The following is a 21,196-nucleotide window of genomic DNA, read 5'->3' on the forward strand; positions in this document are numbered from 1 at the left end:
ATCCGCGCCGCATGACCGGACCCACGCCCAAACCCTGGATCATGGAGATCGCGCCGTACGTCCCGGGGCGCTCGACCACCGATGACGGCCGCAAGGTCGCCAAGCTTTCGTCGAACGAGAATCCGCTGGGGACCAGCCCCCACGCGCGCGCCGCGTTCGAGAGCGCGGCCGGGCGGCTCGAGCGCTATCCCGATGCGAGCGGAACCGAGCTGCGCGAGGTGCTCGCGGCGAAATACGGGCTCGATCCGGCGCGGATCATCTATGGCAATGGCTCGGACGAGGTGCTGCACCTGGCGGCGGGCGCGTTCGCCGGGCCGGGCGACGAGGTGATCTTCGTCCATTACGGCTTCGCGGTGTACGAGATTGCGGCGCGTCGCGTCGGCGCGACCGTGGTGGTCGCGCCCGAAAAGGACTATGCGACCGATGTCGACGCGATCCTGGCGTGCGTGACCGAGCGGACCCGCATCGTCTATATCGCCAACCCCAACAATCCGACCGGCACCTATGCCAGCCGCGAGGAGATCGCCCGGCTCCATGCTGGCCTGCGCAGCGATATCCTGCTCGTGCTCGATCACGCCTATGCGGAATATATCGAAGGCGACGCCGGGGATGGCGGGATGGCGCTCGCCGAAACCGCGCCCAACGTGCTGGTCACGCGCACCTTCTCAAAGATGTACGGCCTTGCCGCCGAGCGGATCGGCTGGGGCTATGCCGCCGCACCCATCATCGAGGCGATGCACCGCATCCGCCTGCCCTTCAGCATCACCATCGCGGGCACCGCGGCGGCGATCGCGGCGCTCGGCGATACCGGGTTCGTCGAGCATACCAAGGCGCATAATGCGCAGTGGCGGCGCTGGTTCTCGGACGAGATCGCCAAGCTCGGCAATGCCGGGCTGCGCGCGGTGCCCAGCCAGGCGAACTTCGTGCTGGTGCTGTTCGAGGGCGAGCTGAGCGCCGAGGCGGCGTATAAGGGCCTGATGGACGCGGGCTATATCGTCCGCTGGCTCCCCGGCCAGGGCCTGCCCCATGGCCTGCGCATCACCATCGGCACCGAGGACGAGACGCGCGGCGTCGCTGCTGCCCTGCGCAAGCTGGCGGGCGCGGATTGATGCTCCCCTTCGCCCGCGTCACCGTGATCGGCCTGGGCCTGCTCGGCTCGTCGATCGCGCATGCGGTGCGCGCGCACATGCCGACGGTACGCGTCACCGGCCATGACGCCGATCCCGAGGTGCGCGACGTGGCGGTGCGGATCGGGCTTTGCGACGATATCGCCGACACGCCCGGCGCGTCGGTGATCGACGCTGATTTCGTAGTTTTCTGCGTCCCCGTCGGCGCGATGGGCGCGGCGGCGGCGGCGATTGCCGACGATCTTCCGGCCGATGCGATCGTCAGCGATGTCGGCTCGTGCAAGGAAAGCGTCGCGGAAGCGCTCACCGCCGCGCTGCCCGGCGTCACCGTCATCCCCGCGCACCCGGTCGCGGGTACCGAGCGCAGCGGCCCCGAGGCGGGGTTCGCGACCTTGTTCCACAATCGCTGGTGCATCGTCACCCCGCCCGAAGGCGCGCCGGCGCTCGCGGTCGAGCGGGTGAGCGAATTCTGGCGCCAGCTCGGCGCGCAGGTCGAGACGATGACCCCCAACCATCACGACCGCGTCCTCGCCGTCACCAGCCATTTGCCGCATCTGATCGCCTATACGATCGTCGGCACCGCCTCGGACCTCGAAGAGGTGACCGCCTCCGAGGTGATCAAATATTCGGCGGGCGGCTTCCGCGACTTCACCCGCATCGCCGCGTCGGACCCGACCATGTGGCGCGATGTCTTCCTCGCCAATCGCGAGGCGGTGCTCGACATGCTCCAGCGCTTCTCGGAGGATCTCACCGCGCTCCAGCGCGCGATCCGCTGGGGCAAGGGCGACGAATTGTTCGACCTCTTCACCAAGACGCGCGCGATCCGCCGCAGCGTGATCGAGCAGGGCCAGGACGATTCGCGCGAGGATTTCGGGCGCTCGCACGATTGAGCCGGCCAGACTTGCAATGTTGGATTTCGCCTGCTTGACTCGCGCTGCCGGTCGTTCCGGCCGCTCTTTGAACCCGCCCATCCTCGCCAAGCGACCGCCCGGCGAAAACCATGCGCGATAGTGTGAAGCTAGTGTCAACTTTCACATGCTGGGACGACGCCTTCGAGCGCGTATTGGCCTAACCTTTGGCTAACTTTCCGCGGCCCCGTCCCGCACCAGCGCGTTGATCGCCGCGTGCACCTTCGCCTCGATCTCGGCGCGCGGCAGGCCCGGCGGGATCGGCTCGCCGAACACGAAATCGACCACTCCCGGATGCTTCGCCCCATGCCGCGAAAAGGCATGGCCGCTGCGCACCGCGACCGGCACCACCGGCAATGCCAGCGCGCGGTAAAGCCCGGCGAACCCCGATTGCAGCGGCGGGCGCGTGTCGAGCGGGGCGCGGGTGCCTTCGGGGAAGATCAGCACCGGCCGGCCCGCTTCGCGCGCCTCCTTCGCGTTCGCCATCATGCCGCGCAGCGCCTTGGCCGATCCGGCGCGGTCGATCACGATCACGCCATATTGGCGGGTGCACCAGCCCCAGACCGGGATATCCGCCAGCTCGCGCTTCATCACCGTGGCGGGCGCGCCCAGCATCCGCGTCAGCTCGATCGCCTCGTAGAGCGATTCGTGCTTGGCGGCGAACAGCACCGGCCCGGCGGGGATCGTGCCGCTCACGCGCGGCCGGATGCCGAGAAAGACCCGCGCGCAGCCGGTCATCATCCCCGCCCACAGGTTGCAATAGCCGCGCATCACGCGCTTGCCGAACAAGGCGGCGATCGGCGCGGCGAGCACGATCGGGACCGAGAGACCGTAGAAGACGATCGAAAACGCGACCGTACGCACCCAATCGAACATTATCCCGCGCCCAGCATAAGCGCGAGCGAACGCACCAGATATTTGTGATACTCGCCGAACAGCGTCAGGAAGCGCGGGTTGCTCGGCACCGGATCGCCGACCAGCTCGATCCCCGGCCCCAGCAGATGTGCGAGTTCGAGCCGCGCGCGGGGCATGTGCCAGTCGGACGTGACGAGCCGCACCGTCTTGTACCTATGGTCGCGCACCCATTCGGCGGTTTCCTCGGCGTTCGATCTGGTATCGACCGCCTGCCAGCCCAGATCGACGCAGCAGCGGAACAGCTTGGCCTCGCGATACTGGATCGCCAGCTCGTGCGGGCGAACGTCGCGGTCGACCCCGCTGACCAGCATCCGCTTCGCCGCGTTGGCGTGCATCAGCGTGAGGCCCCGGTCGATCCGCCCCGGCGCGCCGGTCAGCACGACGATCCCGTCAGTCTTGCGCGCCGGATCGAGCGGCTTGCCGAGCGTCAGCCAGAACAGCGCGAAGCCCGCTATCCAGGCGCCGAAAACGACCATGGCGATCCGCCAGATCACAAGGTCGCTCCCAGCTTGCGCAGCACCGCGATCCGCGCCGCGAAGGTCGCGAGCAAGGCGAAGCTGAGCGGGAGCAGGACGAGGATGAACCAGTCGCGCTGCTCGAGCGCGACCCCGCTCAATATTTCCGAACCCAATGCGCCAAAGCGCGATTGCAGGAACCAGACCAGCCCCAGGGCCGCCGCGGTGCCCGCCGCGCCGCCGATCAGCGTGTCGAAGGCGATGCGCCGCTGGAACAGGCGCGCCACCTGGAGATCGGTCGAACCCAGCATGTGCAGCACTTCGATCGTGTCGCGGTGCGTGTCCAGTCCCGCCCGCGCCGCGAGCAGCACCACCGCGCCGGTCGCGCTCGCCATGAGGAGGACGAGGCCCGCCGCGAGCCAGGTCAGCGTCGACATGAAATTGCGCACCGGCGAGAGCCATTGGGCGTGCCGGTCGATCCGCGCGCCCGGCACGATCCGCTTCGCCGCCGCCTCGGCCGCCGCGACACCTGCGTCGCCGCGCACATCGACATCGATCATCGCGGGCATCGGCAGATCGGGATCGAGCCCCGCATCGCCGAGCCACGGCTTGAGCAGCTCGGCCAGCCGCGCGCGATCGGCCTCCTCGGCGCGGACCACCCCGGGGACGGCGCGGAGCGAGGCGACCATCGCCTTGGCCTGCTGGTCGCGCAATTCGGCATTGGGTTCGATGATCTGGACCGTCAGCCGCCCGGCGAGCTGGCGGTCGAGCTGGTTGGTCGCGCCGAGCATCCCCAGCCCCAACGCGCCCGAAAGCACGGTGAGGAACAGCATGATCGCCATGATCCACGTCATTGCGCGCGTCCGCTTGCCCTCGTCGAGCAGTCGCCGGTCGGGCGCGTTGGGATTCAGGCTGAACTTCATGACGAGCCCGGCGGATGCTTGAGCGCGCCCGTGGGATCGTTGAGCCGGCCCTTTTCGAGCCGCATCATCCGCGCGTTCGGAATGCGGTTGAGCAGATGGAAATCATGCGTCGCGACGACGACGGTGGTGCCGAGCCGGTTGAGGCTGTCGAACAGATGGAGCAGCCGTTCCGCCATGTCGGGATCGACATTGCCGGTCGGCTCGTCCGCGACCAGCACTTCGGGCCGCCCGATCACCGCGCGGGCGATGGCGATGCGCTGCTGCTCGCCGCCCGAAAGCGTCGGCGGCTTGGCCTTGCCGCGGTCGGTGAGGCCGACCCAGGCGAGCATCTCGCGCACCGGCGCCTCGATATCGCCCTCGGGCATCCCCGCGACGCGCAGCGGGAGTGCGATGTTGTCGTAAGCCGAGAGATGCGGCACCAGCCGGAAGTCCTGGAACACCACCCCGATCCGGCGGCGAAAGCCCGGCAGCCGCTGGCGGGGCAGCGCCCCCGCATCCTCGCCGAACAGGCGGATCACCCCGCGGCTGGGGCGCTGGGCGAGGTAGAGCAATTTGAGTAGCGAGGTCTTGCCGGCGCCGGAGGGGCCGGTGAGGAAATAGAAGCTGCCCGAGGTCAGCGTGAAGCTGATGTCCGACAGCGTCTCCGCCCCGGTGCCGTAGCGCAGGCCGACATTCTCGAACTGGACGATATTGGCCATTCGTACCCGCGACGCTCTCAACGCCCGATGCCATCGCATAGGGGCGCGCCGCGCTCAAGCAATCCTGGGCATTTCCCGGCCTTGCGGCGCGAGTCGCGAAGTGCTTAGAGTCTGACGCCATGATCCTAGAATGCAGCCAGTGCCGGACCCGGTATCTCGTCCCCGACAGTGCGATCGGCGCGGAGGGGCGCACCGTACGCTGCGCGAGCTGCAAGCATAGCTGGTTCCAGGCGCCCGAAGTGCTCGACCTCGCGACGCGCGCCTCGCCGGGCGACGGCGCCGCGCCGCAGCCGCGCCGCAGCGTTCCCAACTATCCCGCCGCCGCCGCGCCCGCCCCGGCGCGTGTCTATTCGGACGACGCCTCGGTCTCGCCGGCGCCCGATCCGGGCTTCGATCCCTTCGCGCCCCAGCCGCCGTTCAAGCCGCGCCGCAATCCGGCCAGGCGCTGGACCGCGGCGGCGTTCGTCGCGGGCTTTTCGATGCTGCTGGGTGCCGGGGCGATCCTTTATTCGGGCGCGCCGGGCATCGCCTCGCAGCTCGGCTTCGCCTTCGGCGACGCCCAGACCGAACTCCGCTTCGCCGACAAGGGCGTGAAGCGCCGCCCCGTTCCCGGCGGCGGCGATCTGTTCGCGGTCTCGGGCAAGGTGGTGAACCCGACGGGCGAGAAGCAGCACGTCCCCGATATCCGCATCGAGCTGCGCGACGGCGCAGGCGCGCTGGTCGATAGCTGGCGGGTCACTCCCGAGGTGCGCACGCTCGACGCCAATGCCTCGATCGACTTCAACAGCGCCAAGCTCAACCCGCCGGGCAATGTGCGGATCGTCGAGTTCAGCTTCGCGAGCGAAATCGGCCGTTGACCACCAGCAGCCGCCCGCCATGCAGGGCGGCGGCGGCGAGCATTCCCAGTCCCGAGGCCCAGACCAAAGCGAACGGCCCCATGCCGATATGGACGAGCCACAGGCCCAGTCCGCCGGTGATGATGAAATAGGCCAGGATCGAATTGACCCCCGCCGCGACCTGGTCGCCGAGCGACCGCAGCGCATAGACCAGCACGACCTGGACCCCGTCGAACAGGATGAAGGGCGCCCAGGGGATCAGCATCGCCGCGGCGAGTGCATGGACGGGCCCGGTCGCGGGGAAGAGGCCGACCACGGGTCCGGGCACGGCCAGCAGGATCAGCGAGAGCGCGCCGATGCCGAGCGCCGAGATCGCGGCGGCGATGCCGGTGCGCCACGCCGCCTGCTCCGGAACGCCCTCGCCCACCGCATTGCCCGCGCGCACCCCGGCGGCCGAGCCGAGCCCGAGCGACACCGCGAAGGTGAGGTTGTGGATCGAGAAGACGATCTGGAAGGCGTGCGTCGTCACCTCGCCGAGCTGGGTCGAGAGTGCGATCAGGATCGAGAAACCGGCGAGCTCGAGGCCGGAGGCGATGGCGGGGACGAGACCGAACCTGGCGAGGCTCACCGCGCCCATCAGCGTCTCGTGGCTCCCCAGTGCCTTGAGGTCGTGGACGCCGCGCGCCCCGGCCCGGGGCAGGGTCCAGGCCGCGCCGAGCATCCCCGCCGCGCCCATCGCCGAGGCGATCGCGGTCGCCAGCGCCGCGCCTGCCGCGCCCATCGCCGGCAGGCCGAGATGCCCGCCCGACAGCGCCCAGGCGAGCAGCGCGTTGACCGGCAAGATCGACAGATTGACCACCGCGACGCGCCGCGGGCGGCTGACGCCCTCGAGGAAGAAGCTCGCGGTGACGATCAGCATCTGGAAGGGATAGGCAAAGGCCATCACCTCGACGACGCGCGCCGCGCCCGGTGCGATCTCGCGCGCGACGCCGAGGCCGAGCAGCATCGGCGTGGCGAGGAAATAGAGCAGGCTCGCGCTGACCGCGCCGAGCGCCACGCCCAGCACCAACCCCTCGTGGAACACGCGCCCGGTGCCGCGCAGATCCCCGGCTCCGTCATGGCGCGCGACATGGACGAGCACGCCGGAGAGCGCCCCGATCGCCATGACGATGCCGATAAAGGTGAGCGTCCGGCTCGCGCCCAGCGCCGCGACCTCGCCGGTGCCGGTCAGCCCGACCACCACCACGTCGGTGACGTGGAGGATCGTCCAGTTGAGCGAGGTCAGCACCACCGGCCAGGCCAGAGCGAGGATGCGGCGCGTCTCGGCGGAAAGGTCGGCGCGCGTACGCATGGGGCGCTCGCCTTAGGGGCTCGGGTGTGCGGTGGAAAGCGCGGGTATCGCGCTTGCATGGCGCTTGGGGCTTTGCTAGGGGCCCCGCTCTTACCAGCCTCCGGCGCTTGTCCGGCAGGGTTTCACGTGCGGTCGTGGCGGAACTGGTAGACGCGCAACGTTGAGGTCGTTGTGGGCGAAAGCCCGTGGAAGTTCGAGTCTTCTCGACCGCACCATTTGAAACAAATCGCTGCAAGGGCAGAGGCATTCCGGGAACCGGAATTCCCCTACCTTTGCCGCGCGTCTTTGCTAGAGCGGCGCGGGGAGGAACCGGCGTGGCATCACCGTTCGACATTGCGATCATCGGGTTCGGCAAGATCGCGCGCGATCAGCATGTGCCGGCGATTCTGGGGAGCGAACGCTTCGCGCTTGCGGCGACCGTGGACAGCCACGGGCCCGGCCTCGACGGCGTACCGCACTTCCGGTCGCTCCAGGCGCTGCTCGAATCCGGCGTGAAGGCCGATGCGGTGGCGGTGTGCACCCCGCCGCAGGTGCGGGGGCAAATCGCGCGTCAGGCGATCGCGGCGGGGCTGGCGGTGCTGCTCGAAAAGCCGCCCGCCGAGACGCCGGGCGGGTTCGCCGCGCTGAAGGCGCTGGCCGGACGCGCGGGGGTGCCGCTGTTCACCGCCTGGCATTCGCGCTTTGCGGCGATGGTGGGTGAGGCGAAGGCGTGGCTGGCGGGCAAGACCGTCATCGCCGGCCGGATCAGCTGGCGCGAAAGCGCGCGCAAATGGCATCCGGGGCAGCGCTGGCTGTGGGAGGCCGGGGGCCTGGGCGTGTTCGATCCGGGGATCAACGCGCTGTCGATCCTGACCGAGTTGCTGCCCGATCCGGTGGTCGTCACGTCTTCTGCGTTCGAGGTGCCGAGCAACTGCGCCACCCCGATCGCGGCGACGATGACGCTGGAGAGCGGCGATGCCGTCATTGCCGTTGACCTCAACTTTCTCGAGGAACATGGCGAGGTGTGGGAGCTCGAGCTGACCACCGATGGCGGCACGCTGCTGCTGTCGCGCGGCGGCGCGGCGCTCTCGATCGACGGCGCGCCGGCGAAGACCGCCCTCGATACCGAATATGCCACGCTCTACGCGCATTTCGCCGACTTGCTCGATCGCGGCGAGAGCGACGCCGACCCGGCGCCGCTCGGTCTCGTCGCCGACGCGTTCCTGATCGCCGAGATCAGCCCGGCCGAACCCTATCACGATTGATCGGGCGGCCACCAAAAGGTCCCGCAACTTCGCACCATTGGTGACCTTTGGCAGAGGGGAAATTGCGCATTTCGGGAGCGGTGCAGGTGCACGGCCCCATCCCGGAAGCTGCCAGCCTTGTCAAAGAGCGGCCCCTAGGGGCCGCCCAACGCAAGCAGGCGAAATCCTACATTTCAAGCCGAAAGGCCTGCCTCACCACCAGGTCGCGTAGAGCGCGACCAGGATCAGGATGACGCCCGCCCCCGCCACGTTGAACACGGTGGGCGTCCTGAAGCTGACGCCCTCCATCGAGACGATATTCTTCTCCTTGCGGGCGGGCGCGGCCAGCGAGACCAGTACCGCGAGCGCGAGGCTGACGAGGAAGACGAACAGCATCCGGTTCATGAAGGCGGCGAGGAAATCGTTGAGCCAGCCGGGCAACCAGGGCGCGGGGACCGCCTTTTTGAGCAAGGTCGAGAGGCCGACCGACGTGAAGGCGGCGACGATCGCCCCCGCTTCGGTCGCCTTTTTCCAGAACAGGCCGAGCAGGAAGATCACGGTGATGCCGGGCGTGAAGAAGCCCGAGAATTCCTGGATGAACTTGAACGCCTGGTCCGACTGACCGATCAGCGGGCGCGCCGCGACGATCGCGATCAGGATCGCCATGGTCGCGACGATGCGGCCGACCAGCACGAGGTGCTTTTCCTGGCCGACGCTGCCCGTATCGTCCTCCGCCCGCGTCGCGATGCTGCGCGCCTTGGCGTAGAGATCGAGCGTGAAGATCGTCGCGATCGAATTGATCTTGGAGGCGGTCGAGGCGACGATCGCCGCGACCAAAGCCGCGAAGACGAGCCCGAGCAGTCCCGAGGGCAGCAGCGCCATCATCGTGGGGTAAGCCTCGTCCTTGCTCGGCAGCCCGGGCGCGAGCACCACCGCGGCGATGCCCGGCAGCACGATGATCACCGGCATCAGCAGCTTGAGATAGGCCGCGAACACCACGCCCTTCTGCGCCTCGCCGATATTCTTCGCGGCGAGCGCGCGCTGGATGATATACTGGTTGAACCCCCAATAGCTGAGGTTCGCGATCCACATGCCGCCGACCAGCACGGCGATGCCCGGCAGATCGTTGTAGAAGGGATTGTCCGGGGTCAGGATCATGTCGAAATGATCGGGGACCTTGGCAGTCAGCGCCTGGAAGCCCGCGATCACGCCAGCGCCGCCGCCGATCTGGTTTAGCGTGAGATAGGAGACGACGAGGCCGCCGAGCACCAGCAGCGTCACCTGGACGATGTCGGTCAGCGCCACCGCCTTGAGCCCGCCATAGGCCTGGTAGAGCAAGGCGAACAGGCCGAGCGCGATCAGCGCATAATCCTGGTTGACCCCCGCCACCTTGTGGACCGCGATCGAGCCGAGCCAGATGATCGAGGTGAGGTTCACGAACACATAGAGCGCGAGCCAGAACACCGCCATCAGCACCGGCAGCACCTTGCCGTAACGCTGCTCGAGGAATTGCGGCATGGTGTAGATCTTGTTGGCGAGGAAGATCGGCAGGAAATATTTGCCGACGATCAGCAGCGTCAGCGCCGCCATCCACTCGTACGAGGCGATCGCCAGCCCCAGCGCATAACCCGAGCCCGACATGCCGACGATCTGTTCCGCGGAGATGTTCGCCGCGATCAGCGAGGCGCCGATCGCCCACCAGGGCAGCGACTTGGAGGCGAGGAAATAGTCGCTCGAATTCTTTTCGTGGCCGGCCTTTTCGCGGCTCACCCATTGGGCGAGGCCGAAAATGCCGATCGCATAGACGATGAGCACGATCAGATCGATGGTAGCGAGCGTCATGATTCCCCTCCCAGGAGCCGCCCAGATTTTCTCTGGTGCAACTCTGTTTCACGTCAATCGCCGTCTTTGTCGAGCGATTTGACAACGCTGGCGGATTCGCCCGAATGATGCGGCGCTGCAATTTTTCCGCAAACTGGCGTAATTATGCGACAAGTTCCGGCCAGTACCGCCGGGATCCGGCAGGGCAGGGCCTTCGCGCCGTGGCGTTGGGAGTTTGGGACGGCGATGACGAAGACGGGGCTCAGGCTTGGCTGCGCGCTCGGGGTGCTGGGGATCGGATTGACACCGGTGGCGGCGTTCGCGCAGGCGCAGGCGGCTCCCGCACCCAGTCCGGCCCCCACGCCCAAACCGACGCCTACGCCCAGGCCTTCGGCCGATGAGAATGACGAGGACATCATCGTCACCGGCGAGATTCGCGGCGCGGTGCCGGGTGATATCAAGCCCGAGGTGACGCTCAATTCGGCGGACGTGCGCGCCTATGGCGTCAGCAGCATCGCCGATCTGGTGACCGAGCTCGGACCCCAGACGCGCAGCTCGCGCGGACGCGACGGCGGCGGGCCGGTGATCCTGCTCAACGGGCGTCGCATCTCGAGCTTCGCCGAGCTGCGCGACCTGCCGGTCGAGGCGATCGAGCGCACCGACATCCTGCCCGAGGAGGCGGCGCTCAAGCTCGGCTATCGTGCCGATCAGCGCGTGGTGAACATCGTGCTGCGCCCGCGCTTCCGCGCGATCACCGTCGAGGCGGGGGGCGGCATGCCGACCGCGGGGGGCAATTCGAACGTCCGCGCGCAGATCGACATCCTCAAGATCAACCGGCGGGGGCGGATCAACCTCGACGTCACCTATAACGGCAATTCGGGCCTGCTCGAGAGCGAGCGCGACGTGGTGCCGACTACCACGTCCCTGTTCGATTTCCGCGGCAATGTGACCGCGCCCGGCGGCAGCGGCGAAATCGATCCGGCGCTGAGCGGGCTGGCAGGCACGCCGATGACGATCGCCGGGGTGCCCGGTTCGGCCGCCACGGGGGCGCCGACGCTCGCAAGTTTCGCGAACAGCCCGCGCAACACCAGCGACGTCTCCTCCTATCGCACCCTGGTCGCGCCCAGCCAGCAGCTCTCGATCGGCGGCACATGGAGCCCGACCATCTCGCCCAAGGTCAGCGCCTCGTTCAACGTGCGGCTCGACGCCAATGACCGCCAGGCGCTGCTCGGGGCGCCGGGGGTGACGCTCCAGCTCCCGAACGGCAATCCCTATTCGCCCTTCACGCGGGGCGTGCAGCTCTCGCGCTATGCCGACGGCCAGCTGCCGCTCCAGCGGACGAGCAACAACCGCACCGCGCATCTGGGCTTTACCGTCAATGGCGACGCGCTGCCGTGGCGCTGGTCGGTCACCGGCAATTACGACCGCGTGACTTCGCGCTCGCTGACCGATACGGGCATCGACCCGACGCTGATGCAGGCGCGGCTGACCGCGAACGATCCGGGCTTCAATCCGTTCGGGCCGATCCCGCTCGGCTTGCTTGGGACCCGGCCGCCGGACCTGTCCCGCTCGGCCTCGAGCGTCGGATCGGTCGATGCGCTGGTCAACGGCCCCATCGCCAAGCTGCCCGGCGGCGACATCTCGATCGCGCTCAGGGTGAGCGGGCGGACCACCGATTTCGACAGCGCGTCGCTGCGCGCCGGCGTCTCGCGCCAGGGCAGCGTCTCGCGCGATATCGGCAGCAGCCAGCTCAATATCGATATCCCGATCTCGAACCGCCAGCGCGGCGGGCCGACCGCGATCGGCAATTTCTCCTTGAACGCCAATATCGAGGTCGAGCAGCTTTCGGACTTCGGGACGCTGCTCACCACCGGCTATGGCGCGGTGTGGAGCCCGGTGCCCGCGGTCAGGATCATCGCCTCGGTCACCGACGAGGATGGCGCGCCCAGCCCCAACCAGCTCGGCGATCCGGCGGTCCTCACGCCGTTCACGCGCGTGTTCGACTATGTTCGCGGCGAGACCGCCGAGATCACCTCGATCAGCGGCGGCAATCCCAACCTGACCGGGGACAGCCGCCACGTGATGAAGATCGGCGTCAACATCTCGCCGATCAAGGATTCGCCGCTCAACATCAGCGCCGACTATGTGAAGAGCACCACCCGCAACCAGATTTCGGGCTTTCCGAGCCCGAGCGCGGAGATCGAGGCGGCCTTCCCCCAGCGCTTCGTGCGCGATGGCGGCGGGCGGCTGGTGAGCGTCGATTATCGCCCGATCAATTTCCAGCGCGCCGATCATGAGGAGCTGCGCTGGGGGATCAACTGGTCGGCGCCGCTCGGATCGTCGATCGAGAAACAATTCCAGCGCCGGCGCGAGCAATATGAGGCCGAGCGCGAAAAGGCCGCGCGCGAGGGGCGCCCGCCGCCCCCCAATCCGTTCGTGCGGCCGGGGCAGCAGGGCCGCCAGGGTCAGGGCGGGCAGGGTGGCCAGCAGCCCCCGCCCCAGCAACGCCAGGGCTTTTTCGGCAACGGCGGCGGCGGTGGCGGCGGTGGCGGTGGCTTCCGCGGGGGCGGCGGCGGCGGAGGTCGTGGCGGATTCCAGCTCGGCGGGCCCAACGGCCTGCTCGCCGGGCGCATCCAGCTCAGCCTCTACCACACCATCCATTTCCGCGAGAGCGTGGTGATCGGGCCCGGCCTGCCGGTGCTCGACCTGCTCAACGGTTCGGCGACGGGCAGCCGCGGCGGCCAGCCGCGGCACGAGGTCGAGGCACAGGCCGGCATCTCGAAGGACGGCTATGGTGTTCGCCTGATCGGCAAATGGCAGAGCGGGACCGAGGTGCGCTCGGGCACGCTCGGCAGCGGCAACACGCTCGATTTCTCGCCGCTCGGCACGCTCAATCTGCGCGCATTCATCGATCTCAGTCAGCAGATCCGGCTGGTGCGCAAGCATCGCTGGCTGCTGGGCACGCGGGTGACGCTGTCGGTCGACAACATCTTCGACGCGCGGCTGCGCGTGACCGATCAGAATGGCGTGGTGCCGCTCAGCTATCAGCCCGACCTGCTCGATCCGCAGGGCCGGGTAATCCGGATCAGCGTGCGGAAGCTGTTCTTCTAGCGTCGGGCGGCAGCGCCGGCTGGCGCATGCCGAGCCCCGGGCGTGACGGCGTGTTGAAGCCGTTGCCCGCCTTGCGATAGAGCAGGGTGATCGAGACGCGGCGGTTGCGCGGATCGGCCGGGTTGGCCTCGATCATCGGCTCGCGGTCGGCGACGCCTTCGATCCGCTCGAAGCGCACCTCGGGAACGCCCGCCGCGAACAGCCGGCGCCGGGTCGCCTCGGCGCGGCCGCTCGAGAGCATCCAGTTGTTCATATTGTTCGGGTCGCCATAGCCGAGCGAATCGGTGTGGCCGCGGATCATGATCGGGTTTTCCATGCCGCTGATCGATTCGCCGATCAGCCCGATCAGCGTGTTCGCCTCGGGGACGAGCGCGGTCGTGCCGAGATCGAACATCGAATAATTGGCGTCGTCGATCAGGTCGATTCGCATCCCGTCGCGCGTCGGCACGAAGCGGACATGCTTGGCGAGCTTGGCGAGCGACGGCGTCTGCGCCATGCGCTGCTGCACGCGCTTGCTCATCTCGCTGAAATTCTTCTGGTCCATCGCGGTCAGCGCACGCTGGTCCTTGAGCGTGCCCTTCTCGCCGGTGCCGACATCCTTGCCGCCCTCGCCGCCGACGGGGACGGTGAGCGACTTGGTGCCGGTCTGCGAGGCCTTGCTCGGATAATTGTCCTGGCTGTTGATCGCGTCGCCGCCCAGGATGCCGTTCGAACCCGCGCTGTTCTGCTTGAGCTCGACCAGGGTCGGCGCGAAATAGTCGGCGAGCGCCTTGCGCTGCTTCTCGTTGGTCGCGCCCAGCAGCCACATCAGCAGGAAAAAGGCCATCATCGCGGTCACGAAATCGGCATAGGCGACCTTCCAGGCGCCGCCATGGTGGCCGCCATGCCCCTCGATATAGACCTTCTTGTAGATGATCCGCGGGGGCTGGTTCGAGCCGTGCGGTGCACGCCCGGCCATCTTACCTGCCCCTCAGGCCGTCGAACACCTCGCCGAAATTCGGCTGGTTGCTATGGGCGATGCCCGAGCGCGCCGCCTCGATCACCAGCGGCTGCGGGTGACCGTGGAGCGAGGCGATGATGATCTGCTTGACGACATGATAGATGGCGCCGTCGGCCTCGATCACCTGCTTGAGGCGGCTCGCGAGCGGGCCGATCAGGCCATAGGCGAGCAGCACGCCCAGGAAGGTACCGACCAGCGCCGAGCCGATCATCGCGCCCAGGATCGCGGGCGGCTTGTCGATCGAGCCCATCGTCTTCACGACGCCGAGCACCGCCGCGACGATGCCGAGCGCGGGGAGCGCGTCCGCAAGGCTCTGGAGCGTGTGCTGCGGCCCTTCCACCTCGTGGTGATGGGTCTTGATCATATTGTCCATCACCTCCTCGACCGCGTGCACGTCGAGCGTGCCCGACGAGACGACGACGAGGCGGAGCGTATCGGCGATCAGGTTAACCAGGGTAAGATCGGCGAGCAGGCGCGGATATTCGGCGAAGATCGCGGAGGATTTCGGATCCTCGACATGCGGCTCGAGCGCGATCGGCCCCTCGGTCCGCAGCATCTTCATCAGCTTCGAGACGAGGAAGATCGTGTCGAGATAATCCTGCTTCTTGTATTTGGCGCCCTTGAGCACCTTCACGAAGCCGCCGCCGAGCGCCTTCAACTCCTTCATCGAGTTGCCGATGATCAGCGAGCCGAGCGCGGCGCCGCCGATGATCAGCATCTCGTGCGGAATCGCTTCCATCACGGGTCCAAGCGCGCCGCCGGTGATCGTGAAACCACCGAAGACCATCACCAGAAGGACAACGAGACCGATTATCGGAAACATGGCGCTTGCGAATTCCCCCGAAGCCCTGATCGGCCCCCGCTATTGAACGACCGTTTCGCCCGAACTTTCAGCCAAAACCCGTCGCGATATGATTAACGGCGCGCCCTTCAGCGCAGATAATCGAACAGCGACATGCCGGAGAGCTTGGTAAAGCTCGCCTGGGTCGCCTGAAGCACGGTGAGCGTCTTCTGCAGCTCGGCCACCGCGCTTGGAATATCGGTATCCTCGATTGCGGTGCGGCTCTCCTCGCGGGCGATCGCAGCGTCGGTGAGCCGGTCGGCCTCGAGATCGAGCCGCGCGCCGCGCGCGCCGACCGAGGCGCGGGCCGCGGCCACGTCCGCCAGATTGTCCTTGAGCCCGTCGAGCGCGCCGCCCACCGCCGCGCGGATGTCGCCGCCGGTATTGAGCGCATCGGTCAGCGACTTGAGCGTCGCGAACATGTCGCCGAACGCGCGGTCGCCGGTGATCGTCGCCTGGACGCTGCTATGGTTGTTGATCGGGATCTCCGACGGCGTACCGGCGCCGACAAAGCTGATCGTGCCGTCGCTGGCGCGGTCATAGGCGGTGTCGCCGGTGCTGCTGCCGAACAAGGGCTGGCCGCGCACGTCCTTGGTGTTGGCGAGCGCATAGAGATCGTCGGTAATCGCCGACAGCGACTGCGCGATCGCGACGCGATTGTCGTCGCTCAGCGTGCCGTTGGCGGCCTCGACGGTCAGCTCGTTCACGCGCTGGAGCTGGGTCTCGATGCTCGCGAGGGTCGTATCGGTTTGCCCCAGCAGCCCCTGCGCCAGCTTGACATTGGCGGCGTTGGTCAGGTCGTCGGCCTTGCCGCGCTTGAGCCCGTCGAGCCGCAGATAGGCGGCCGGGTCGCTCGAGGGCGCGGTGAACTTGTTGCCCGTCGCGATCGAGGTCTGGATCGCGTCGGCCTTCTCGGTCAGCGTCGCCATCAGCGAGGTCGGCCGCGCGAACATCTGGGACGTGGCGATGCGCATTATTTGATATCCAACATGGTCTGCAGCGTCTCGCGCGCGATCTGGATGACGCGCGCGGAGGCCTGATAGGCTTGCTGGAAGCGGAGCAGGTCGACCGCCTCCTCGTCGATATTGACGCCCGAAGCCGAATCGCGCGCGGCGACGGCGCTGTCGTGGATCGCGGTCTGCGCCTCGGCGACCGAACGCCGCGCCGACAGCGCCGAGGCGTTGGCGGTGACGAGATCGGTGACCTGGCTCTCGAACCCGCCATCGCGGCGCAGCGTCACGAAATTGGCGAGGTTGCGATTGTCGCGTGGCCCGCCGCCCACCGCCGCCGCAGCGACGCCGCGCGGATCGGAAAGGGCGAGCGAGACCTGGGTGGGATCGCTGCCCGCGGCGAAGATCGGCTCGCCGGGATTGCCGTTGAGATCGCGGCCATTGGCCTGGACGGCGTTGACGCCCTGAACGAAGCTTTCGGCGAGCGCGCCGAGCTGGACGCGCGCCGCGGCGATGCGCGTCGCGCCCTCGGTCATGCCCGCGAGCGCACCGGCATTGGGAGCGAGCACCGAGGCCTGGCCGTCGCGATAGAGCGAGTAGGAGGCCGCGCCCTCGTCGTTATGGACATAGGTGACGGTGCCGGCGAGATCGCCCTGGACCATCACCGGGCCGGACGAGCCGCCGACGCGGACGGTCGCGCGGCCGGCGCTGTCGAGACTGGCCGAGACGTCGGTGATCGCGCTCATCGCCTCGAGCAATTGGTCGCGCTGGTCGCTGAGCGCCGCGGCGCCCGCGGTGCCCGGCGCGGTGCGGCCGAGCCCGGCATTGACCTTGGCGAGGCCCGCGGCGAGCGAATTGAGCTGCGAAACCGCGGCATCGGCGCTCTGATCGAGATCGGCGGCGGCGGCGGCGAGCGCGTTGCCGGTGCCGGTAAAGGCCGAGGCGACGCTGGTGGCGGCCTCGAGCATCGCCGCGCGCGGCGCGATCGCCGAAGGATCGGCGGCGACGGTGTTGGCCGAATTGAAGAAGGCGGTCAGCCGGTCGCCGAGCTTGTCGCCGGTCAGCGCCCCCTCGATCCGGTCGAGCCAGGTTGCGGCGGTCTCGGTCTTGCCCAGATCGGAGGCGGCGGCGCGGACCTCGCCCGAGCGATAGACGTCGCCCGCGCGGTTGATCCCCGTGACCACGACACCCATGCCGTTCTGGCCCGAATCGATCCCCGGCGCCGCGACTTCGTTGAGCGCGGCGGTGCGGCGGACATAGCCGGCGGTGCCGGCATTCGCGATATTCTCCGAAACCGTGGTCAGCGCGGTCTGATAGGCGCGCAGGCCCGAGGCGGCGATCGAGAGCAGGTCGCTCATGCGCCACTCCCCTCGGCGGGCGGCGCGGCTTCGACGGGAACGGCGCGCTTCAGGAAGTCGGTCATCGCCTTGCCGATGCCGATCGGCGCGTGCGCGGCCATGCTCTCGGCAAGCTGCTGGTCCTGCATGTCGCGGAACTGCTGCTGCGCCTTCGAATCGAACAGGCCGTCGCTCAGCTTCGCCGTGCGCATCGACTTGAGCATCATGTTGACGAAGATCGCCTCGAACCGCTTGCCCGCGGCATCGAGATTCTGGCCATTGGCGAGGCGCGACGTATCCGCCGAGACCCCGCCATTGCCGGCGATCGGACCGAGGTTGCTCACAGGATGATCAACTCCGCATTGAGCGCGCCCGCTTCCTTGAGCGCTTCGAGGATGGCGACCAGGTCGGCCGGCGAGGCGCCGATCGCGTTGACCGCCTTGACGACGTCGGAGAGCTTGGGGCCGGGCTCGAGCAGGAACATCGGGCGGCGCTCTTCCTCGACGCCGACGGTGCTGCTCTGCTCGGTGCGCGTCTCGCCCTTGCTGAAGGCGTTGGGCTGGCTGACGCGCTGCTGCTCCTCGATCCGCACGGTGAGCTTGCCATGGGTCACCGCGGCGGGGCTGACGCGCACCGCCGAGTTGATCACGACCGTGCCGGTGCGCGCGTTGACGATCACCCGCGCGCGCGCCTCGGCGACTTCGATCGGGAGATTCTCGATCTCGCTCATCAGGCTGGCGCGGACATCGGCGCCCGGGGGCGCGGTGACCGCGATCGACACGCCGTCGATCGCGCGGGCACGGCCCTGGCCGAGGCGGGTGTTGATCGCATCGGCGACGCGCTGCGCGGTGGTGAAGTCCGAGCGCGAGAGGTTGAAGGTCAGGAAGGGCGTGGTGTCGAAGCCGGTGTCGACGCTGCGCTCGACGGTCGCACCCTCGGGGATGCGGCCCGACGAAGGGATGTTGACCACCACCGACGAGCCGTCGGCGCCCTCGGCGCCCAGGCCCGAAACGGCGAGGTTGCCCTGCGCCATCGCATAGATCTGGCCGTCGGCGCCCATCAGCGGGGTCATGATCAGCGTGCCGCCGCGAAGCGACTTGGCCTTGCCCATCGACGAGACGGTGATGTCGAGCTTCTGCCCCGGCTTGGCGAAGGCGGGCAGTTCGGCGGTGATCATCACCACCGCGGCGTTCTTGAGCCCCGGATTGACGCCCGCGGGCAGCTGGAAGCCGAAGCGCGACGCGACGCCGCGCATCGACTGGACGGTATATTCGAGATTGTCGTCGCCGGTGCCGGGCAGGCCCACCACCACGCCGTAACCGGTCAGCTGGTTGGTGCGGATGCCCTGGAAGGCGCCCAGATCCTTGACGCGCTGCGCCGCCGCCGGAGAGACCAGCAGCGTCGCCGCGAGCAGTGCCAGGAAGAAACGGATCATGTGCTGCGCTCCGTTCAGAAGGGGCTGATGACGCTGAAGAAGCGGCTGAGCCACCCCTGGCGGGCGGCGCGGGCGACATCGCCCTTGCCGGTATAGGAGATGCGGGCGTCGCCGACGCGGGTCGAGGGGACGCGGTTGTTCGCGTCGATATCGGCGATTCGGACGATGCCCTTGATCTGGATGAACTCGTCGCCGCGGTTGAGCGTGACGCGCTTCTGCCCCTGCACCAGCATCGTGCCGTTCGGATAGACCGCGGCGACGGTGACGGTGATCTCGCCCGACAGCGCGTTCGACTGATCGGCCGCGCCCTGTCCTGCGAAGTTGCGGGCGCCGCTGAGCTTGGCTGCGCCCGGATCGAACGACAGCGGGCCCGCGGTCGGCGGGGTGATCGAGAAGCCGCCGCCCGAATCGAGCTTGGTGCCTGCGGACTTGGAGGCCGTGGTGCGCTCGACCAGCACGATCGTCAGCGGATCGCCGACGCGGCGCGCGCGATTGCCCTCATAGAGCGCGGCATAGCCGTCGCCCGGCTGGAAGATGCTGCCGTTCGCCGGGCGCGCGGCGACGGGCTCGGCGGCCGGCATCGTCGCGGAGAAATCCTCGCGCGGCTTGCGATGGCCGAAGAGCTGCGCCTGCGCCGGGCTGGCGGTGCCGATCGCGAAGGCGACGAACGTGCCCGCGGCGATGAACTTGGTGAGCGTCATGCCGGTCCGCCTCAGATGTTCTGGTTGACGTATTTGAGCATCTCGTCGGTGGCCGAGATCATCTTCGAATTGACCTCATAGGCGCGCTGGGTCTCGATCATATCGACCAGCTCCTCGACGACGTTGACGTTCGAGCCCTCGAGCATGCCCTGGCGGATCATGCCGCGGCCCTGCTCGCCGGGGTTGCCGAGGCTCGCCGCGCCGCTCGCCGCGGTCTCGATCAGGAAGTTGTTGCCCTTGGCCTGGAGGCCCGCCGAATTGGGGAAGGTCGCCACCTGGATCTGGCCGAGCTGGCTGGCCTCGGTCTGGCCCTGCAGCGTCGCCGAGACGGTGCCGTCGCTGCCGACGGTGATCGAGGTCGCGCCTTCGGGCACGGTGATGCCGGGCATCACCTGATAGCCCTCGGACGTGATCAGCTGGCCCTGGGGCGAGCGCGAGAAATTGCCCGCGCGGGTGTAGCCCAGCGTGCCGTCGGGCATCTGGATCTGGAAATAGCCGTCGCCGTCCAGCGCCATGTCGAGCGAATTGCCCGTGGTCTGGAGCGAGCCCTGCGTCTCGATCCGGGTGGTCCCCTGGATGCGCACGCCGGTGCCCAGATTGATGCCGGTCGCATATTGCGTCTGCGCGGTGCTCGCGGCACCCGGCGCGGTCACGACCTGGTACGCCAGCGTCTGGAACGAGGCGCGGTCGCGCTTGAACCCCGTGGTGTTGACGTTGGCGAGGTTGTTCGAAACCACGCGCATGCGCATGTCCTGAGCATCGAGCCCAGTTCGCGCGATATGCATTGCCGAGGAACCCATTCTCTAAACTCCCTTAAGAAGGCAGGCGCATCAGCGATGCGGTGCTCTCGTCCATCTGCTTGGCTTCCTTGAGAAGGTTCGCCTGCACTTCGTAGCTGCGCTGGTTCTCGATCATGTCGATCAAGGCCTGCGTCAGGTTTACATTCGATTGCTCGAGGGTTCCGTTTTGCACCGTAGCGTCGAGGTCGGCCGGCAGGATGCCGCCGCCGCGAACGTGGAGGTTATTGTCGAGACCCTTGACCGTGTTCGAGCCCTTGGGGCTCACCAGCTTGATGCGGTCGATCACCTGCGGCTGGCCGGGGTCGCCCCCGGGGGGGACGATCGAGACGGTGCCGTCATTGGCAACGCTGATCGACTGATGGGGCGGCACGGTGATGGGGCCCCCCGACCCCATCACCGGGAAACCGTCGCCGGTTTCCAAGACGCCCGAGGGCGCGACGTTCAGGTCGCCGCGTCTCGTATAGGCTTCGGTGCCGTCCGTGGCCTGCACCGATATCCAGGCATCGCCGTTCACCGCCACGTCGAGCGGGCGGCCGGTCTGGATCATCGTTCCCGCCGTCCGGTCGGCGTCGGTCGTTTCCTCCGCCGCGAGGGTGCGCGTGTCGAGCGGCGAACCGCTCAGCACCATCCGGTCGAAGGTGACGCGGTCCGAGCGGTAGCCGACGGTCGAGGCGTTCGCGATATTGTTCGCGATCGACGCCTGCGCCTGCATGTTGCTCCGAAGCCCCGACAGCGCCGTGTAAACGAGACGATCCATCTAACTC

20 protein-coding genes and 1 tRNA gene are annotated in these 21,196 nt (G+C 68.1%); 6 read left to right on the plus strand and 15 right to left on the minus strand.

Annotated elements, in window-relative coordinates:
- The first annotated feature begins 11 nt into the window (after positions 1 to 11).
- Together hisC and OF829_RS06475 are read left to right on the plus strand one after the other, a co-directional pair.
- Positions 12 to 1,109 (plus strand): histidinol-phosphate transaminase, encoded by a 1,098-nt coding sequence (gene hisC, locus OF829_RS06470; RefSeq protein WP_264939164.1) that lies wholly within the window; start codon positions 12 to 14, stop codon positions 1,107 to 1,109.
- Entirely contained in the window at positions 1,109 to 2,017 is a 909-nt protein-coding gene (locus OF829_RS06475) for a prephenate/arogenate dehydrogenase family protein (RefSeq protein ID WP_264939165.1), read from the plus strand. The genes hisC and OF829_RS06475 overlap by 1 nt, the downstream gene beginning before the upstream one ends.
- Before the next feature lie 189 nt (positions 2,018 to 2,206).
- On the opposite strand, the gene OF829_RS06480 is transcribed toward OF829_RS06475, so the two are convergent.
- Genes OF829_RS06480 through ftsE form a run of 4 tightly spaced genes read right to left on the minus strand, consistent with a single transcriptional unit; the run spans position 2,207 to position 5,026 of the window.
- Positions 2,207 to 2,911, minus strand: a complete 705-nt coding sequence (locus OF829_RS06480) for a lysophospholipid acyltransferase family protein (RefSeq protein WP_264939166.1) — start codon at positions 2,909 to 2,911, stop codon at positions 2,207 to 2,209.
- The gene (locus OF829_RS06485; protein WP_264939167.1) at positions 2,911 to 3,444 is read right to left on the minus strand and encodes a YdcF family protein; all 534 of its coding nucleotides are present in this window, start codon (positions 3,442 to 3,444) and stop codon (positions 2,911 to 2,913) included. The genes OF829_RS06480 and OF829_RS06485 overlap by 1 nt, the downstream gene beginning before the upstream one ends.
- The gene (locus OF829_RS06490; RefSeq protein WP_264939168.1) at positions 3,441 to 4,328 is read right to left on the minus strand and encodes a cell division protein FtsX; all 888 of its coding nucleotides are present in this window, start codon (positions 4,326 to 4,328) and stop codon (positions 3,441 to 3,443) included. Before OF829_RS06490 ends, OF829_RS06485 begins: the two co-directional genes overlap by 4 nt.
- Positions 4,325 to 5,026 carry a cell division ATP-binding protein FtsE gene (gene ftsE, locus OF829_RS06495; protein ID WP_264939169.1) on the minus strand — a complete coding sequence of 234 codons (702 nt, stop codon included), beginning with the start codon at positions 5,024 to 5,026 and terminating at the stop codon, positions 4,325 to 4,327. Before ftsE ends, OF829_RS06490 begins: the two co-directional genes overlap by 4 nt.
- Positions 5,027 to 5,145: 119 nt before the next feature.
- On the opposite strand from ftsE, the gene OF829_RS06500 reads away from it, so the two are divergent.
- Positions 5,146 to 5,883 (plus strand): zinc-ribbon domain-containing protein, encoded by a 738-nt coding sequence (locus OF829_RS06500; RefSeq protein WP_264939170.1) that lies wholly within the window; start codon positions 5,146 to 5,148, stop codon positions 5,881 to 5,883.
- Here the strand turns inward: OF829_RS06500 and OF829_RS06505 are convergent.
- Positions 5,855 to 7,213, minus strand: a complete 1,359-nt coding sequence (locus tag OF829_RS06505) for an MATE family efflux transporter (RefSeq protein WP_264939171.1) — start codon at positions 7,211 to 7,213, stop codon at positions 5,855 to 5,857. The genes OF829_RS06500 and OF829_RS06505 overlap by 29 nt on opposite strands.
- Before the next feature lie 128 nt (positions 7,214 to 7,341).
- Here OF829_RS06505 and OF829_RS06510 point away from each other — a divergent pair.
- Positions 7,342 to 7,428, plus strand: a tRNA-Leu gene (locus OF829_RS06510).
- A 99-nt stretch (positions 7,429 to 7,527) separates the two neighbouring features.
- Positions 7,528 to 8,457 carry a Gfo/Idh/MocA family protein gene (locus OF829_RS06515; RefSeq protein ID WP_264939172.1) on the plus strand — a complete coding sequence of 310 codons (930 nt, stop codon included), beginning with the start codon at positions 7,528 to 7,530 and terminating at the stop codon, positions 8,455 to 8,457.
- Between the two features lie 192 nt (positions 8,458 to 8,649).
- Here the strand turns inward: OF829_RS06515 and OF829_RS06520 are convergent, their stop codons facing one another.
- Positions 8,650 to 10,278, minus strand: a complete 1,629-nt coding sequence (locus OF829_RS06520) for a sodium/sugar symporter (RefSeq protein WP_264939173.1) — start codon at positions 10,276 to 10,278, stop codon at positions 8,650 to 8,652.
- A gap of 225 nt (positions 10,279 to 10,503) precedes the next feature.
- On the opposite strand from OF829_RS06520, the gene OF829_RS06525 reads away from it, so the two are divergent.
- The gene (locus OF829_RS06525) at positions 10,504 to 13,368 is read left to right on the plus strand and encodes a porin family protein (RefSeq protein WP_264939174.1); all 2,865 of its coding nucleotides are present in this window, start codon (positions 10,504 to 10,506) and stop codon (positions 13,366 to 13,368) included.
- Here OF829_RS06525 and OF829_RS06530 read toward each other — a convergent pair.
- The 9 genes from OF829_RS06530 to flgF form a co-directional block, all read right to left on the minus strand.
- On the minus strand, positions 13,343 to 14,326 hold the full coding sequence (locus OF829_RS06530) for a flagellar motor protein MotB (RefSeq protein WP_264939175.1): 984 nt from the start codon (positions 14,324 to 14,326) through the stop codon (positions 13,343 to 13,345). The two genes, OF829_RS06525 and OF829_RS06530, sit on opposite strands and share 26 nt — an antisense overlap.
- 1 nt (position 14,327) lies before the next feature.
- Positions 14,328 to 15,191: a flagellar motor stator protein MotA gene (gene motA / locus OF829_RS06535; RefSeq protein WP_264939176.1), complete on the minus strand. Its 864-nt coding sequence runs from the start codon at positions 15,189 to 15,191 to the stop codon at positions 14,328 to 14,330.
- 107 nt (positions 15,192 to 15,298) lie between these two features.
- Complete coding sequence (locus OF829_RS06540; RefSeq protein ID WP_264939177.1) at positions 15,299 to 16,183, minus strand: flagellin N-terminal helical domain-containing protein; 885 nt, start codon at positions 16,181 to 16,183, stop codon at positions 15,299 to 15,301.
- Positions 16,183 to 17,517 (minus strand): flagellar hook-associated protein FlgK, encoded by a 1,335-nt coding sequence (gene flgK, locus OF829_RS06545; protein WP_264939178.1) that lies wholly within the window; start codon positions 17,515 to 17,517, stop codon positions 16,183 to 16,185. Before flgK ends, OF829_RS06540 begins: the two co-directional genes overlap by 1 nt.
- Positions 17,514 to 17,840, minus strand: coding sequence for a rod-binding protein (locus OF829_RS06550; protein ID WP_264939179.1), 327 nt, complete (start codon positions 17,838 to 17,840; stop codon positions 17,514 to 17,516). Before OF829_RS06550 ends, flgK begins: the two co-directional genes overlap by 4 nt.
- Positions 17,837 to 18,931, minus strand: coding sequence for a flagellar basal body P-ring protein FlgI (locus tag OF829_RS06555; RefSeq protein WP_264939180.1), 1,095 nt, complete (start codon positions 18,929 to 18,931; stop codon positions 17,837 to 17,839). The genes OF829_RS06550 and OF829_RS06555 overlap by 4 nt, the downstream gene beginning before the upstream one ends.
- A gap of 14 nt (positions 18,932 to 18,945) precedes the next feature.
- Positions 18,946 to 19,632: a flagellar basal body L-ring protein FlgH gene (locus tag OF829_RS06560; RefSeq protein ID WP_264939181.1), complete on the minus strand. Its 687-nt coding sequence runs from the start codon at positions 19,630 to 19,632 to the stop codon at positions 18,946 to 18,948.
- A gap of 11 nt (positions 19,633 to 19,643) precedes the next feature.
- On the minus strand, positions 19,644 to 20,432 hold the full coding sequence (gene flgG, locus OF829_RS06565) for a flagellar basal-body rod protein FlgG (protein ID WP_264939182.1): 789 nt from the start codon (positions 20,430 to 20,432) through the stop codon (positions 19,644 to 19,646).
- A gap of 13 nt (positions 20,433 to 20,445) precedes the next feature.
- Positions 20,446 to 21,189, minus strand: coding sequence for a flagellar basal-body rod protein FlgF (gene flgF / locus OF829_RS06570; protein WP_264939183.1), 744 nt, complete (start codon positions 21,187 to 21,189; stop codon positions 20,446 to 20,448).
- Positions 21,190 to 21,196 lie beyond the last annotated feature (7 nt).

Source organism: Sphingomonas caeni (assembly GCF_026013415.1).
Taxonomy (GTDB): domain Bacteria; phylum Pseudomonadota; class Alphaproteobacteria; order Sphingomonadales; family Sphingomonadaceae; genus Sphingomonas; species Sphingomonas caeni.